The sequence below is a fragment of the Halomonas sp. KHS3 genome, from assembly GCF_000830495.1.
In the GTDB taxonomy this organism is placed as follows: domain Bacteria; phylum Pseudomonadota; class Gammaproteobacteria; order Pseudomonadales; family Halomonadaceae; genus Vreelandella; species Vreelandella titanicae.
Window position 1 is genome coordinate 1 of sequence record NZ_JWHY01000011.1, and the last position, 15,467, is coordinate 15,467.

Here is a 15,467-nt window from a genome sequence, read left to right on the forward strand (position 1 = left end):
CAACTGGGCCACACGGCTTGCCGTTGAACTGGCTTGCCTCAGCGAGGAAGGCGTATTCTACGCATTTCCTGGTGTTTGTCAAGGGCGTTGTTTTCGATGCAAACCTGACCACATCCAAAACCGCTAACTCATTGACAAACCCAAGCTTTTACACTTCATTTACTGCTGGTAACGCTTGGCGTCCCCGGCAGCGGATGCGTACTTTACGGATTCGCTGACGGGTTGGCAAGGGCTGTTTTGAAATAACTGTCAAAAAAGTGGAGAAAAGTACTATCTACTCGTTTTAGCCTTACGCATAACGGCTAATACAGGGCCTGAAGCCACGTAGGTACCAAACAGCAATAACAGCATCACTGAAGGCTCGACCGAGATCAACACAAACGCCAGCACTATGGCTAGCAGCACAACAAAAGGTACCGGCTTTTTAAAATCGAGATCCTTGAAGCTGTAGTAACGGATATTACTCACCATCAACACACCCGCCGCAGCTACTACTACTAACATCAATAGTTTGAAACCAAAGGCATCAGCATCAAAGCTATGGAACGTCCATACACTGGCCGCCACTAGCGCGGCTGCAGAAGGGCTCGGCAAACCGATAAACCACTTTTTATCAACACTACCAATTTGTACGTTAAAGCGCGCAAGGCGAAGCGCCGCGCAGGCAACATAGAGAAAGGCCACTACCCACCCCGTCTTACCGATGTCCTGAAGAATCCAGGTAAAGGCAACTAAAGCGGGCGCCATACCAAAGGAGACCATGTCAGCCAAGCTGTCGTACTCAGCGCCGAATTCACTTTGCGTATTGGTCATACGGGCGACGCGGCCATCCAGGCCATCCAGTACCATGGCAATAAAGATCGCAACGGCAGCCGAGGTAAACTCACCATTAATGCCTGCCACTACTGCAAAAAAACCGGCAAAAAGCGCCGAAGTGGTAAATAGGTTGGGCAGCAAATAGATGCCTCGACGGCGAATCTTTTTACCGTCCTCTACGGCCTCTTCGACTACTTCGGTTTCACGCAAGAAGGCAGCCGCCAAATCTTCATTGTCGCCCACTTCTGACTGATGAGCACTGTCTGGCTGCTCAGCTTTATCAGACGGAGCCGAGTCTGGCTGGCCTGGGTTTGACTGATCAGAGTTTGAGTGCTCTTGGTCGCGAGCGTCCTGTGTCATAGTTTTCATCCATTAAAAGAGAAGTCACGGGAACCGTAGTCGCTTTCATTCTACACGGTGAGTGCCACTCAGCCAGCCAATTGCTGCATTGATACCCTGCGCGGTCTGCATCAGCGAGCGCTAACAGGTTAATAACTAAAAAGCGCCGCTCCGGGAAAGAAGCGACGCTTATGTTTACATTTAAGTGCTGACTGTAAAGGCTAAGTACTTTCGTGCTTAAAGCGACAACACCTTATCGCCCCGGGCAATACCCGAGACCCCAGTACGGGCGACCTCAAGAATACCCACCGGCGCCATGGCCTGAAGGAAAGCATCAAGCTTGCCCGCATCACCGGTGATCTGCACGGTATACAGGCTTGGCGTTACGTCGACGATCTGCGCGCGGAAGATATCCACCGTGCGCTTCACTTCATCGCGGGCCGCGCCTAGCGCTTTCACTTTAACCAACATCAGCTCGCGCTCGATATGGTTACCTTCGGTGAGATCCACCAGTTTAACCACATCGATCAGCTTATTGAGGTGCTTGGTGATCTGCTCGATGACCCGGTCATCGCCTATGGTGGTGACCGTTAAGCGCGACAGCGACGGGTCTTCAGTAGGCGCCACGTTAAGCGTTTCGATGTTGAAGTTACGCTGGGAGAACAACCCGACTACACGTGACAGCGCACCCGGTTCGTTTTCTAACAGAATCGAGATGATATGACGCATCAGGTACGCTCCGTTTTAGACAGCAGCATGTCGCGCATGGCACCTAACGGCACCTGCATCGGATAGACGTGCTCAAAAGGGTCGACCTTCACGTCAAGAAAGACCAGCTCGTGCTTATCAGCAAACGCACGCTCCAGTGCAGGCTCCAATTCATCAAGCGTATTGACGGTAATGGCGGTAAACCCATACGCCTCAATCAGCATATGGAAGTCCGGCAGCGACTCCATATAGGAGTGCGCGTGGCGTGACTTATAGTTCAAGTCCTGCCACTGACGTACCATACCCAACGACGCATTGTTAAGGTTGACGATCTTAACGCCCACCCCGTACTGCTTACAGGTGGAGAGCTCCTGCATCATCATCTGGAAGCTTCCTTCACCGGTGACGCACACTACGTCATCATCCGGGTAGTTCTGCTTGATACCCATGGCGGCGGGGAAACCAAAGCCCATGGTGCCCAAACCACCTGAGGTGATCAGTCGGTTGGGTTTATCAAACTTGTAGTACTGCGCTGCGAACATCTGGTGCTGACCAACATCGGTAGTCACGTAGGCTTCGCCTCGGGTTACCCGACAAAGCGCTTCAATAACTTCCTGTGGCTTAAGCGCTTCACCCACCTTGGAAGGCTCATAAAGCTTGCCTTCACGGTCGGCACGCCAGCCATCAATCTTTTCCCACCACTCAGTCAGTGCTTCAGGATGGGCAATTTTATGCCCCTGCACCAAACTGATCATCTCATTGATAACGCTGGAGGCCGGGCCCACGATCGGCACATCGGCACGCACCGTTTTAGAGATCGAACTTGGGTCAACATCAACGTGGATGATTTTAGCTGTCGGGCAGAACTTCGAAGTGCTGTTGGTCACGCGGTCGTCAAAGCGCGCCCCAATGGCAATGATCAGATCGGCGTGGTGCATGGCCATGTTCGACTCATAAGAGCCATGCATGCCCAGCCAACCCAAACACTGCCGGTCACTTTGCGGATACGCGCCAATGCCCATCAGCGTGGTGGTAATCGGGTAGCCCAGCTGCTTGACCAGATCAGTCAAGCCTTCGCTGGCTTTGCCAGTGACCACGCCGCCACCGGTATAGAACACCGGGCGCTTGGCTTTGAGTATCATCTCAACGGCTTTTTTGATCTGCCCTGTGTGGCCACGCGTGACGGGGTTGTACGAGCGCATCTTGACCTTTTTCGGATAGATGTACTCATAACGCTCAGTGGGAGCCGTCATATCTTTTGGGATATCGACCACCACCGGGCCCGGACGCCCTGTAGCGGCTAAATAAAACGCCTTTTTGAGCACTTCCGGGATTTCAGACGGGTGACGAATCGAGAAGCTGTGCTTCACGATGGGCCGCGTCACGCCGACGATATCGGTTTCCTGGAAGGCGTCTTCACCGATCAGATGACTTGCCACCTGACCACACAGCACTACCATGGGAATGGAGTCCATGTAAGCAGTGGCGATGCCGGTGACGGCGTTGGTGGCACCGGGGCCTGAGGTAACCAGTACGCAGCCGGGCTTGCCTGATGCACGAGCATAGCCATCGGCGGCGTGGGTAGCCGCTTGTTCGTGACGCACCAGAATGTGCTTCACTTTGTCCTGGCGGAAGAGTGCATCGTAAATATGCAGCGCTGCACCGCCGGGGTAACCATAAATGTATTCGATGCCCTCATCTTGCAAGAAGCGGGCGATCATATCTGCGCCGGAAAGCAGTTCCACTGTATTTCTCCCCTGGAGGTCTCGAGTGCGATCCGCAGGACATCCTGCGGTGTCGAGTGCGGCGGTATGCCGCTGCCGGCCCTTGCCGGCACCTGATGCCAAACCCTGGCAGATGGCCCGGTTAGGGCCTGCACTCTTGTCGGGAGAGGGTGCCTTATGTCGACATAAATCACCCGCTCCCTTACACGGCAGTTCGCCGTGTCGGGGCGTTGGCCAGGTTGGGCGGTTAGCCCAAGCCCGGAAGTCCTTCGGCGGGTAGAGGCTCTCGCCTACCCTTCGCGCGGGAATTAGGGGTTGCCCGTTGGATCCGCGCCCGCAAATCAGGAACTGACAAGATTCCATTAGCAGCCCCACCCTGTCAACCGCCATTACTCGCTGAATGCGCCCATGAGCCCCTTTTCGGCTCAGAGTTGCGGTAATCCAAATACGATTCTCGACGCACGAGACCAATGTCTAAGCCGAGAAATTCGCATATCGTCTGTGCGGCTGTGTAATATTTTAGGTGACACGATTCATCTAAAGTTTATTTCTGATACTCACAGCATTACCTGGAAGTGCAACTCCGAGGAAACATCGCCAGCATTTCCTTGCTTCTCATAGGCTTTCTAAATTCAGCCTATTTGGAGACGGTTAGCACTTATTAGGTGAATCGATTCATCAAACAACGAAGGGTCAGCCAACTGACCTACTACAGCAACAAGTAGCGCGAGGAAAAGCTCATGTCACGCATTGTGCAATGGTCCGTTACCGTGGCACTAGCCGGCTTCCTGTTCGGCTTTGATACGGCAGTAATTTCTGGGGCCGACAAGCCCATTCAAGCACTCTGGGGCCTCAGTGATCTGCAGCATGGTCTGTTGATCATGTCGATGGCTTTATGGGGCACTGTACTTGGCGCCATCTTCGGTAACTGGCCTACCGACCACCTTGGTCGACGCATGACTCTGCTGTTGATTGGTGTTCTGTACTTGGTATCGGCGATAGGATCCGCTGTGGCCACCGACCCCTGGGTCTTCGCCCTCTTCCGCCTCATCGGTGGCATTGGTGTGGGCGTCTCTTCAGTCGCCGCCCCGATTTATATTTCCGAGATTGCCCCACCTCGACATCGGGGTGTGCTGGTGGCCATGTACCAGTTCAATATCGTCTTCGGTATCCTCATGGCGTTCGTTTCCAACTATGTCATCGGCAGTATGATAGAGGGGGATATCGCCTGGCGCTGGATGCTCGGCATCGAGGCCATTCCGGCTCTGATTTATACTCTGATGATTACCCGTGTTCCGCGTAGCCCACGCTGGCTCATCCTCAAGCGCAATGACGTCAAAGAAGCAAGTCGCGTGCTGCGGATGATCGACCCAGACGTGGATGTTGATGCGGAAATTGCCACCATGCGAGCCGCCGAGAACGAGGAGCGCTCCGCTAATGCACGCTTCTTCTCTCGCCGCTATCGGCTGCCGATCCTACTTGCCTTTCTGATCGCCTTCTTCAATCAGTTATCGGGCATCAACTTCATCATCTACTACGCGCCACGCGTGCTTGAGGCCGCTCAGCTCGGCAGCCAAGCGGCACTGCTGTCCACCGCGGGCATTGGTTTAGTCAATCTGGTCTTCACCATGATCGGGATGTCGCTGATCGACCGGTTCGGACGGCGCACACTCCTGTTCATCGGTTCCGCAGGGTACCTGTTGTCATTAGTTCTGATCTCACGTGCCTTCTTTACCGATTCCCTGGGCGGTATCGAGGTGCCGCTGCTACTGGCCCTGTTTATTGCTGCCCATGCTATCAGTCAGGGGGCGGTGATCTGGGTCTTCATTGCAGAGGTGTTCCCCAACCATGTGCGTGCTCGCGGTCAATCCTTTGGCAGCTCAATCCACTGGGTCTTCGCAGCTTTGATTACCCTGGTCATGCCTTGGGTACTGGGCACTTTTAGTGGTGGCCCGGTGTTCGCCTTCTTCGCCATCATGATGTTGCTGCAATTAGTATTCGTGCTGATCCTGATGCCGGAAACACGTAATGTTTCTCTTGAAGAGCTGCAAAAACACTTGGTAGGTAACGACGTCAAACTACGCAGGGTTCATCTATCAGGCGCCCGAGTTAACGTCTGATAACCTCCCCCTAAGAGAAGCCAAAAAAAAGCCTCGCTAGCAAAGCTCGCGAGGCTTTTTACCTACTCAATTACCCGAAGTGACGGCTCAATTATGAGCTAAACACCAACTTACCCTCTTCTGCGTTGATATGGATGGTATCACCAGGGGCAAATTTGCCACCCAGCAGGTCTTGCGCCAGCGGGTTCTCGATACGGCTCTGAATCGCCCGCTTGAGTGGCCGCGCCCCGTACACGGGGTCGAAGCCCACCACCGCCAGTTGCGCCATGGCCTCTGGGCTGACCTCAAGTTTCAGGTCGTGTTCGGCAAGGCGCACTTTCAAACGCTCAAGCTGAATACCGGCAATGGCCTGAATCTGCTCTTGGCCCAGGGCGTGGAACACCACCACTTCATCGATGCGGTTGATGAGTTCAGGCCGGAAGTGGTTGCCCACCACCTCCATGACCATATTTTTCATTACCTCATAATCGCTATCATCCCCCCCCATCCGCTGGATAATGTCCGAGCCCATGTTGGAGGTCATCACGATCACTGTGTTGCGGAAATCCACCGTGCGGCCCTGGCCATCGGTTAAGCGGCCGTCTTCCAATACCTGCAGTAGGATATTGAAGACATCCGGGTGGGCTTTCTCCACCTCATCCAGCAGCAGCACCGAATAAGGCTTGCGGCGCACGGCTTCGGTTAGGTAACCACCCTCTTCGTAGCCGACGTAGCCAGGAGGCGCACCGATCAAGCGGGCCACGGAGTGCTTCTCCATAAACTCCGACATATCGATACGCACCATCGCCTCTTCGGTATCGAACAGAAAGTTCGCCAGCGACTTACACAGTTCGGTTTTACCCACCCCGGTGGGGCCGAGGAACAGAAACGAACCGTTGGGGCGGTTAGGGTCAGAAAGCCCGGCCCTGGAGCGGCGTACCGCATTGGCCACTGCCTCGACGGCCTCATCCTGGCCAATCACCCGCTGGTGCAACGCCTCTTCCATACGCAGGAGCTTATCGCGCTCGCCTTCCAGCATTTTGGAGACCGGAATGCCCGTCCAACGGGAAACCACCTCGGCGATCTCCTCTTCGGTGACATTAGAGCGCAGCAGCTGATGGCTTGAGGTATCCGCTTCACCTTCCCCGCTTTCGGCAATTTTCTTCTCCAGCTCTGGAATCTTGCCGTACTGAATTTCCGACATCCGACCCAAGTCGCCCTGGCGGCGGGCCTGTTCAAGGTCAATGCGTGCCTGTTCAAGCTCAGCTTTAAACTGAGCAGCCCCTTGAATACTGGCTTTCTCGGCTTTCCAGATTTCATCAAGATCCGCGTATTCGCGCTCTAGGTCGTGAATCTGGGTATTGAGTGCCTCCAGGCGTTTTTTAGTGGCCTCGTCAGTCTCTTTCTTAAGCGCCTCACGCTCCATTTTGAGCTGGATCAGGCGGCGATCAAGGCGATCCATCGCCTCTGGCTTGGAGTCCAGCTCCATACGAATCCGCGAGGCGGCCTCATCGATTAGATCGATGGCTTTATCAGGCAGCTGGCGATCAGTGATATAACGGGTCGAGAGCTTGGCCGCGGCAATGATCGCTGAGTCGGTAATATCCACGCCGTGGTGCACTTCGTAGCGCTCTTTCAAGCCACGCAGGATCGCCACGGTGTCCTCTTCGGAAGGCTCATCAACCAGCACTTTCTGGAAGCGGCGCTCCAAGGCGGCGTCTTTCTCAATGTACTTGCGGTACTCATCAAGGGTGGTCGCACCCACGCAGTGCAGCTCGCCGCGGGCCAAGGCGGGCTTGAGCATATTGCCCGCGTCCATCGCACCTTCGGCTTTGCCTGCGCCGACCATGGTGTGCAGCTCGTCAATAAACAGGATCACCCGGCCTTCTTCCTGGGAAAGCTCCTTAAGTACCGCTTTCAAGCGCTCTTCAAACTCGCCACGGAATTTGGCACCCGCCAATAGCGAGCCCATATCCAGCGAGAGCACGCGCTTCTCTTTTAAGCCTTCCGGCACTTCGCCGTTAACGATGCGCTGGGCCAACCCCTCGACAATGGCGGTTTTACCCACCCCCGGCTCACCGATCAACACCGGGTTGTTCTTGGTACGCCGCTGCAGCACTTGAATGGTACGGCGAATTTCGTCGTCGCGGCCGATCACCGGGTCGAGCTTGCCGTCCAGCGCGCGCTGGGTAAGATCCATGGTGTATTTATTGAGCGCTTCGCGCTGATCTTCGGCGTTGGCATCGTCGACGGTAGCACCGCCACGCAGGCTGTTAATGGCGGCTTCAAGAGATTTGCGGTTAATCCCCGCGTCTTTAAGCAGCTTGGTAATCGCTGAATTCATTTCCAGCGCTGCCAATAGAACGAGTTCACTGGCGATAAACTGATCACCGCGCTTCTGCGCTTCGCGATCGGTTAAGTTAAAAAGCTTGATGAAGTCCCGCGATGGCTGCACTTCGCCGTCGAACTGCCCCACCTTGGGTAGGTTATCCAACTGCTGCACCAACCCATCGCGCAGACGCGAAGGATTGCCCTCGGCTTTTTCAATCAGGGCTTTAATACCGGTGTCTTTGGTGTCAAGCAGGGCCAGCAGCAAGTGCGCTGGGTCTAGCTGATTATGACCGCGGCCAACGGCCAGCGACTGCGCTTCAGCAATCGCACTTTGAAGCTTGGCGGTAAATTTATCAAAACGCATGGAATTCCTCCTGGGGTAGCCGTGCGTTTGGACGCACCGCGTGACCCGATAACGTGTCATTAGACGTGCTAAATCACTATTAGCTTGACAAGTTAAATGGCGTCAGTTCCATGCTTTTCAAGAGGTGGCGGTGTAAACCGCTGACTTATGGAAGCTTAAATTCACATTAATTGATCCAGATCACGCTTGCCATTCGCCCGGTTTTGCCGCCATCACGACGGAAGGAGTAGAAGCGCGACTCGCAGGCGGTACAGAAGTGGCCGCCGCTTATGTGATTGACGCCCAGTGCCTCTAACCGAAAGCGCGCCAGCCGGTATAAGTCGGCCATGTAATGACCCAACCGGTAAGGGCTATGGTCAAAGGCGTCCGCAGTATCCGGGTGAACGGCAACAAAGGCGCCGTAAACCTCAGGGCCAACCTCAAATTGAGCGTTGGAGATAGCAGGCCCTAACCACACCAGAATATCGTCTGGGTCAGTGTTCATCGCGGCAATGGTTGCTTCCAGCACACCGCCCGCCAAACCGCGCCAACCGGCATGAGCAACCGCCACCTGGGTACCCGCTCGATTGCAGAACATCACCGGCAGGCAGTCTGCCGTCAGTACGACGCATGCGTACTCATTGGAGGTCGCAAGGGCTGCATCCGCGTCGGCAGCCTCGGGCTGATAACACTGCTGCACACGGGCGCCGTGGGTCTGGTTCAGCCACAACAGAGGCCGCTCATCGCCAATTTCCTTTTGCAGCAAACGACGACACAACGCCACATGGTCAGCATTATCGCCGACATGGGAGGCGGGGTTAAAGGCAGCGAAATCACCCTGGCTAGGCCCCGATTCACGGGTCGTCACAAAGGCACGCACATTGGTCGGCGCTGGCCAGTCGGGCACTAAAAGCGTTGGCCGTAAATTAATGGCATCGCTCATCGCATAGTCTCATTATCTTCGCGCAGGTAATCCAACAACATTAACAAATCATCAGGGAGGTCTGCCTGAAACGTTAATGTTTCGCCGCTTACCGGATGTTTGAAAATCAACTTACGCGCGTGAAGGGCCTGACGAGGGAACTCACGCAGGATCTCTTTCAGCGGCTCAGCAGCCCCCGGTGGTAATTTGGCACGACCACCATACATGGGGTCACCAATTAACGGATAGCGAGCATGGGCCATGTGCACGCGAATTTGGTGGGTACGTCCCGTTTCCAACTTACAGCGCACATGAGTGTGAGCACGGAAGCGCTCAACCACGCGAAAATGGGTAATGGCAGGTTTACCCGAAGCCGTCACGGCCTGGCGTTTACGGTCTTTAGGGTGACGACCAATGGGTGCGTCAATGGTACTACCCGACACCGGCTTACCAATCACCACAGCATCGTACTGACGCGACACACTGCGCGCCTGCAACTGTTCAACCAGAGCCGTTTGGGCGGGCAGCGTTTTCGCTACCATCATCAAACCGGTCGTATCTTTATCCAAACGGTGAACAATGCCAGCCCGGGGCACTTCGGCAAGCGACGGCTGGTGATGCAGTAGTGCATTCAATAGTGTGCCATCCGGGTTGCCTGCGGCAGGATGCACCACCATACCGGCAGCTTTGTTGATGACCATCACCGTGTCGTCTTCGTAAACGATATCCAGCGCAATGTCCTGGGCTTCAAAGCGCGTATCGTCTTCGATGGTGGCCTGAAGCGCCAACACTTCATGGCCATGCAGCTTGGCTTTCGGCTTGGCTTGCGCGCCGTCCACCGTCAACTCACCAGCGTTAATCCACGCTTTTAAGCGTTCGCGGGAGTAATCGCTGAACAACTCAGCCGCCGCTTGGTCTAATCGCGCACCGGCCAACGTAGCGGGCACGCGCTGCGTGTCTTCAACTGTTCGAGACATGAAAAACCTCTTTTAGACGCAAAAACCCCCAGCCCCGACATGGAAAAATAAGCTGTGACGACACCCGACGAAACGTCGCTAAGCCTGCGTTTTGAGCCGAGGTGTTTTATAGTGGGCGGACTGCGACCTATTCTACCATTTCTACTTATGGCCATCGTCGCTTTTTGGTGATCGAGGCTTGTTTGCAACGAGGATGATGATGCGCGTTATTTCAGCTGCCAACCGCTTTGGTGCTCTAGCCCTAAGCCTTGCCCTTCTAGCGGGCTGTGCGAGTAACGATACAAGTGAAGAAGAGGACGATGAATTTGCTGGGGTTCAGGAGCGTGAGCTCTATGAGCTGGCCCGCACAGCCCTCGACAGCAACCGCTACCCGATTGCGATAGAGCGTTTAGAAGCACTCGATACCCGCTACCCGTTTGGTGTCCATGCTGAGCAAGCACAGCTCGAGCTGATCTATGCCTACTATGAAAACAGCGATTGGGAAGAAGCCCGGGCAGCGGCTAGCCGCTTTATTCGCCTTCATCCTGACCATCCCCAGGTGGATTACGCGTACTACCTGCGTGGTCTTTCCGCCTGGCAAGCAGGCCGCTTCAGCCTGGAGCGCCTACGACTGATTGATATTTCCAAGCGTGATTTGGGCGCTTCCCGTGATGCCTACAATGACTTCCGCGAGCTGATTCAGCGTTATCCGCAGAGTGAATACGCTGCTGATGCCCAGCAACGTATCGTCTACTTACGTGAGTTGATGGCCCGCCATGAACTGCACGTTGCCGATTACTACCTGCGCCGCGGCGCTTATCTAGCAGCGGTTGAACGCGGCCGCTGGGTAATCGAAAACTACCCAGAGTCGAACGCTACCCGGGATGCCCTAGCCACCATGGTGGAAGGCTATCAAGGCCTAGACATGGATGACCGCGCCAATGAAGTCCTCGCAGTACTGCGCGAGAACGCGCCTGATCATGAGCAATTGCAGGGCAGCCGCTTTGTTCCCAAGCATTTAGGTCAAAATGATTAAACCATTGCGAGCTTTCAATCGCTAAAAGCTGTACAACACTTACCTACCAAACCACGCCTCGGCGTGGTTTTTTTTATTCAAAAAGAACAGTAAGCGAATAACTTTAAAGGGGAAAATACAAACAGAATGGTAATATTATACAGATAACACTATTTTCTATACAAAAATTGTACAACAGGGTATAATTAGCTCGTCTTACATGATAAAGCGTCTTAACGGCGCCTAAGGGAGCAATCAATGCCACTTCTTAACGCCGGTTCCAGCAACACCAAAATAAGCACGCGTTTAACGCTCGGTTTTTCTGCCTTACTCGGGCTGTTGGTTTTGCTAACAGCCGTAGGTATTTACCAAGTCAATCAAATTGATCGCGACTTAACGACCATTAATGATGTTAACGGTACCAAGCTTGGGTTTGCAGTAGATATGCGCGGCAGCGTGCATGATAGAGCCATTGCCCTGCGCGATGTGGTACTCACCCAAGACGATACTCGGTTAGATGCTTTACGCAGTGAAATGGAGCGCCTAAGCAGTGACTACGTGACGGCATCCGAAGGCGAACATCAAGTGTCTAGCGAGTACCCCAGCGGTCAAGAAGAGCGAAACATTCTAGACAGCATTGACGCCCAAGCCGCCACAACCCTGTCACTCACCCAGCAAGTCATGGAGTTTCGCCAAAAGGATCAATTTGCCGATGCACAGACACTGTTACTCGAAGAAGCGGGGCCTGCTTACGCCGAGTGGCTTAATCGCATTAATCAGTTTATCGAGCTTCAGCAAGCACTGAACGACACCACCACGGTAACAGCCCGCGATACCGCCTCCGGCTTCCAGATGCAGATGCTGGGGCTAACACTGTTCGCTTTACTGGTTGGCGGCTTGATTGCAGTGTTTTTATCCCGCCAGCTACTGCGTGAACTGGGCGCAGAGCCCCACGAAGTCAAAGCGTTTGCGGAAGCGATTGGCCGCGGCGAGCTAACCAGTCATGGGCAGCTTAAGAAGGGCGACACCCGCAGCATCATGGCGTCACAGGTCGCGATGGCGCATCAGCTACAAACCATTGTGACCCAGGTGCGCGCCTCAGCGGAGGCGGTGGCCAGCAACAGCGAGCAAATTGCTGAAGGCAATAACGACCTCTCTTCACGCACCGAGCAGCAGGCAAGTGCACTAGCGGAAACGGCCTCGGCAATGGAGCAACTCAACAGCACGGTAAAACTGAATGCTGATAATTCCGAGCAGGCCAGCCAACAGGCTACCAGCGCGTCCAGTACAGCCAAGCAAGGTGGTGAAGCGGTTAGTCAGGTCGTTGCTACCATGAATGATCTCAACAAAAGCTCACAGGAAATTGCCGGTATCATCTCCACTATCGATGCAATTGCTTTCCAAACCAACATTCTGGCGCTTAACGCCTCGGTCGAAGCCGCCCGTGCAGGCGAGCACGGCCGGGGGTTCGCAGTAGTCGCGGAAGAGGTACGCAGGCTCGCCCAGCGCAGTGCCGATGCGGCACGCGAAATTAACGCTCTGATTTCCAGCAACCTTGAGCGGGTAAACCACGGCAATGAGCGCGCTGAAGAAGCCAGTAAATCGACTGAAGAGATTGTCGCGGCTATCGAGCGGGTAACCAGTATCATGAAGGAGATTAGTTACGCCAGTGCTGAGCAGAGTACCGGTGTACAAGAAGTGGGCCGGGCGGTGACCGAGATGGATCAAGTCACTCAGCAGAACGCCGCACTCGTACAAGAGAGCGCCACCTCCGCCAATAACCTACGTCAGAATGCCCACTCTCTACTGCATGCCATGGAAGTCTTCAAGCTGCCGAAGACCCTTCAAAATGCACAGCCGCAGCACACTGCATTGGCACCTGCACCTGCACGCATTCCAGGCACTAACAAACCTACACTCGCGGCTGCGAAACCTCAGCCAAGCGAACCTAAGTGGGAAAACTTCTAAACTAATAACGATTTTGGCCGTTTATAGTGTAGAGAGAAATGGCTCCTAAGGGTTAGGAGCCGTTCTTTATTGCCTTGCCCGAGGTTGTAATGAAATCCACCCAAAGCCTTTTAATGGTTTTTTTGTTACCTATTTTAATGGTGGTACTACCTGCCCTGCTGATGCTGACAATCGCCATGAAGGTGCTGGAAGAACAGTCGCAGCAAAGCAACCTTTTACAGACCAATGATTTAGACACTTTGGTTCAAATGGCGACCTTTGATCGCCAGCTTAGCGACTTACACCAACGTATCACTGCTTTATTGATCGACACTGAAGTAACAAAGCTAAGTACTTCGCAACGCTATACGGCCTACAGTCAGATTGCGCAAGAGCTTAACCAGATCGGCCAAAGCGTGGACACCCTGGCGACCTCCCCCCTGCTTATCGACTTAAGCCAGGACAGTACCGCCGCCCTTCAAAGTGCGTTCCGGCAATATCAGCGTTTTGTCAGTATGGCCAATGAGTCAGCAGCACGAGAACTGGGCGACCCCGCCCTCTTCCTCAAAGAAGCGCAAAACCACTTCAACACCTTTACGCTATTCTCCCAGCAAATATTCGAAGCCTTAACCCTGCGTGCCAAGGAGCGTCATGACCTTTCATTTGATGCACTTACACGCTCTCATAGCACCACCATCTGGCTGGGCATTGCCATGATGGGTGTGCTTATCAGCGCAGCATTTTTTGCTTCCTGGCGCATCAATAAACGGTTGATGGTAGTGGGAGACGCTATTTTATCGCTTTCTAAGCGCCGACAGCCGTTGCCGGACTTCCACGCTATTGAGCAGATGAGACAGCAGCATAGCGGCCCCTTGAAGCGGATTGCCACCGCATTGATCGCGCTCAAGGATTCCGAGCAGCAGCGCCGTGAAGCCGAGCAAAAGATTCACCGGCTCGCCTATTACGATACGCTAACTAAACTACCTAACTGGCGCTTGATGAAAGAGCATCTACAGCATTCGTTGGATACCAACCAACAGGCCAGCACATTTGGCGCGCTAGTGTATCTGGGGATGGATAACTTCAAGCGCATCAACGATAGCAGCGGCCATCGCGTGGGCGATAACCTCCTCAAGCTTATTGCCCAGCGCCTTACCGACCTACAAGTCGAAGGCGCCACCATTGGCCGCCTTGGCGGCGATGAGTTCATGGTCATATTAGACGGCCTGGCTGGAGAACACCTAAAAGCGGCCGAAAAAGCCGAGGTATTGGCCGAACAGATACAGCACAAACTCAATCAGCCTTTCCAGCTAGAAGGGCAAGAACATTTTCTTAGTTTGAGCATGGGTATTGCATTGTTTAACGGGCCACAGCACACGGTCGACAACTTGTTTCAATATACCAACGCTGCCGTTCACTTAGCCCAAAAATCAGGCCCCAATAACATTCGTTTTTACGACCCAAAGGTACAAGCCGATTTAGAAGCCCGCATTGAGTTAGAGCATGATATGCGGCTGGCTATTGAGCGAGATGAATTTATACTCGTCTATCAAATGCAGGTAGACAGCCTTGGGCGGGCGATTGGCGCAGAAGCATTGATCCGCTGGCAACACCCGCGTCATGGGTTTGTCTCGCCGGGTACTTTTATCCCCCTAGCTGAGGAAACGGGTCTAATCATGCCGATTGGCAACTGGGTACTCGAAACAGCCTGTGAACAGTTAGTCATCTGGGCAAATGACGAAAACACGCAGCATCTAACATTAGCAGTCAACGTCAGCGCCAAACAGTTTCAACAGCCCGACTTCGTGGACACCGTTTGCGGCGTGCTAACCAAATGCGATGCTCCGGCACACCGGCTAAAGCTGGAGCTGACAGAAAGTACTATGATTGGCGAAATAGATGACATCATTGCCCGCATGCACCAGCTCAAAGCGCTGGGAGTTAGCTTTTCCTTGGACGATTTCGGCACTGGCTACTCGTCGCTGCAGTACCTCAAACGGCTCCCTTTAGATCAAATCAAAATCGATCAATCGTTTGTGCGCAACCTGCATAAAGACACGGACGATAAGGCCATCGTACAAACCATTATTGCCATGGGGCGTTCGCTCGGGTTGCAGGTTATCGCCGAAGGTGTCGAAAACCAAGAACACTGGCGCCACCTAAACGAACACCAGTGTCATGCCTTCCAAGGATATTATTTTTGCAAGCCGGTATCCGCTGCAGAGATGATACAGCGCAGTTTGGCTGCACCACCAATGCTCGCCTAA

Annotated in this window: 10 protein-coding genes; 4 read left to right on the top strand and 6 right to left on the bottom strand. The window is 54.0% G+C overall.

Features of this window, described 5'->3' with window-relative positions; all coding sequences use genetic code 11:
- Positions 1-270 precede the first annotated feature (270 nt).
- From pssA to RO22_RS20155, 3 genes are all read right to left on the bottom strand, one after another.
- Positions 271-1,176, bottom strand: a complete 906-nt coding sequence (gene pssA, locus RO22_RS20145) for a CDP-diacylglycerol--serine O-phosphatidyltransferase (RefSeq protein ID WP_035538112.1) — start codon at positions 1,174-1,176, stop codon at positions 271-273.
- A 216-nt stretch (positions 1,177-1,392) separates the two neighbouring features.
- The gene (gene ilvN / locus RO22_RS20150; protein WP_009287561.1) at positions 1,393-1,884 is read right to left on the bottom strand and encodes an acetolactate synthase small subunit; all 492 of its coding nucleotides are present in this window, start codon (positions 1,882-1,884) and stop codon (positions 1,393-1,395) included.
- Positions 1,884-3,608, bottom strand: a complete 1,725-nt coding sequence (locus RO22_RS20155; RefSeq protein WP_027956886.1) for an acetolactate synthase 3 large subunit — start codon at positions 3,606-3,608, stop codon at positions 1,884-1,886. Before RO22_RS20155 ends, ilvN begins: the two co-directional genes overlap by 1 nt.
- A gap of 719 nt (positions 3,609-4,327) precedes the next feature.
- Here RO22_RS20155 and RO22_RS20160 point away from each other — a divergent pair.
- Positions 4,328-5,707: a sugar porter family MFS transporter gene (locus tag RO22_RS20160; protein ID WP_022522022.1), complete on the top strand. Its 1,380-nt coding sequence runs from the start codon at positions 4,328-4,330 to the stop codon at positions 5,705-5,707.
- 91 nt (positions 5,708-5,798) lie between these two features.
- On the opposite strand, the gene clpB is transcribed toward RO22_RS20160, so the two are convergent.
- The 3 genes from clpB to rluD form a co-directional block, all read right to left on the bottom strand.
- Entirely contained in the window at positions 5,799-8,381 is a 2,583-nt protein-coding gene (gene clpB, locus RO22_RS20165; protein WP_041159231.1) for an ATP-dependent chaperone ClpB, read from the bottom strand.
- 166 nt (positions 8,382-8,547) lie between these two features.
- On the bottom strand, positions 8,548-9,303 hold the full coding sequence (gene pgeF / locus RO22_RS20170) for a peptidoglycan editing factor PgeF (protein WP_041159232.1): 756 nt from the start codon (positions 9,301-9,303) through the stop codon (positions 8,548-8,550).
- Positions 9,300-10,259 carry a 23S rRNA pseudouridine(1911/1915/1917) synthase RluD gene (gene rluD, locus RO22_RS20175; protein ID WP_009287556.1) on the bottom strand — a complete coding sequence of 320 codons (960 nt, stop codon included), beginning with the start codon at positions 10,257-10,259 and terminating at the stop codon, positions 9,300-9,302. The genes pgeF and rluD overlap by 4 nt, the downstream gene beginning before the upstream one ends.
- Positions 10,260-10,458: 199 nt before the next feature.
- On the opposite strand from rluD, the gene RO22_RS20180 reads away from it, so the two are divergent.
- The 3 genes from RO22_RS20180 (at position 10,459) to RO22_RS20190 (ending at position 15,467) form a co-directional block, all read left to right on the top strand.
- Positions 10,459-11,274 (top strand): outer membrane protein assembly factor BamD, encoded by an 816-nt coding sequence (locus RO22_RS20180; protein ID WP_022522020.1) that lies wholly within the window; start codon positions 10,459-10,461, stop codon positions 11,272-11,274.
- A 237-nt stretch (positions 11,275-11,511) separates the two neighbouring features.
- Complete coding sequence (locus RO22_RS20185) at positions 11,512-13,221, top strand: methyl-accepting chemotaxis protein (protein ID WP_022522018.1); 1,710 nt, start codon at positions 11,512-11,514, stop codon at positions 13,219-13,221.
- Positions 13,222-13,310: 89 nt separating this feature from the next.
- Positions 13,311-15,467 (top strand): putative bifunctional diguanylate cyclase/phosphodiesterase, encoded by a 2,157-nt coding sequence (locus RO22_RS20190; protein ID WP_041159233.1) that lies wholly within the window; start codon positions 13,311-13,313, stop codon positions 15,465-15,467.

Bases quoted from the DNA above. Each gene is read 5' to 3' on its own strand.
- pssA (WP_035538112.1), bottom strand. From the start codon at position 1,176: ATGACACAGGACGCTCGCGACCAAGAGCACTCAAACTCTGATCAGTCA.
- ilvN (WP_009287561.1), bottom strand. From the start codon at position 1,884: ATGCGTCATATCATCTCGATTCTGTTAGAAAACGAACCGGGTGCGCTG.
- RO22_RS20160 (WP_022522022.1), top strand. From the start codon at position 4,328: ATGTCACGCATTGTGCAATGGTCCGTTACCGTGGCACTAGCCGGCTTC.
- clpB (WP_041159231.1), bottom strand. From the start codon at position 8,381: ATGCGTTTTGATAAATTTACCGCCAAGCTTCAAAGTGCGATTGCTGAA.
- pgeF (WP_041159232.1), bottom strand. From the start codon at position 9,303: ATGAGCGATGCCATTAATTTACGGCCAACGCTTTTAGTGCCCGACTGG.
- rluD (WP_009287556.1), bottom strand. From the start codon at position 10,259: ATGTCTCGAACAGTTGAAGACACGCAGCGCGTGCCCGCTACGTTGGCC.
- RO22_RS20180 (WP_022522020.1), top strand. From the start codon at position 10,459: ATGCGCGTTATTTCAGCTGCCAACCGCTTTGGTGCTCTAGCCCTAAGC.
- RO22_RS20185 (WP_022522018.1), top strand. From the start codon at position 11,512: ATGCCACTTCTTAACGCCGGTTCCAGCAACACCAAAATAAGCACGCGT.
- RO22_RS20190 (WP_041159233.1), top strand. From the start codon at position 13,311: ATGAAATCCACCCAAAGCCTTTTAATGGTTTTTTTGTTACCTATTTTA.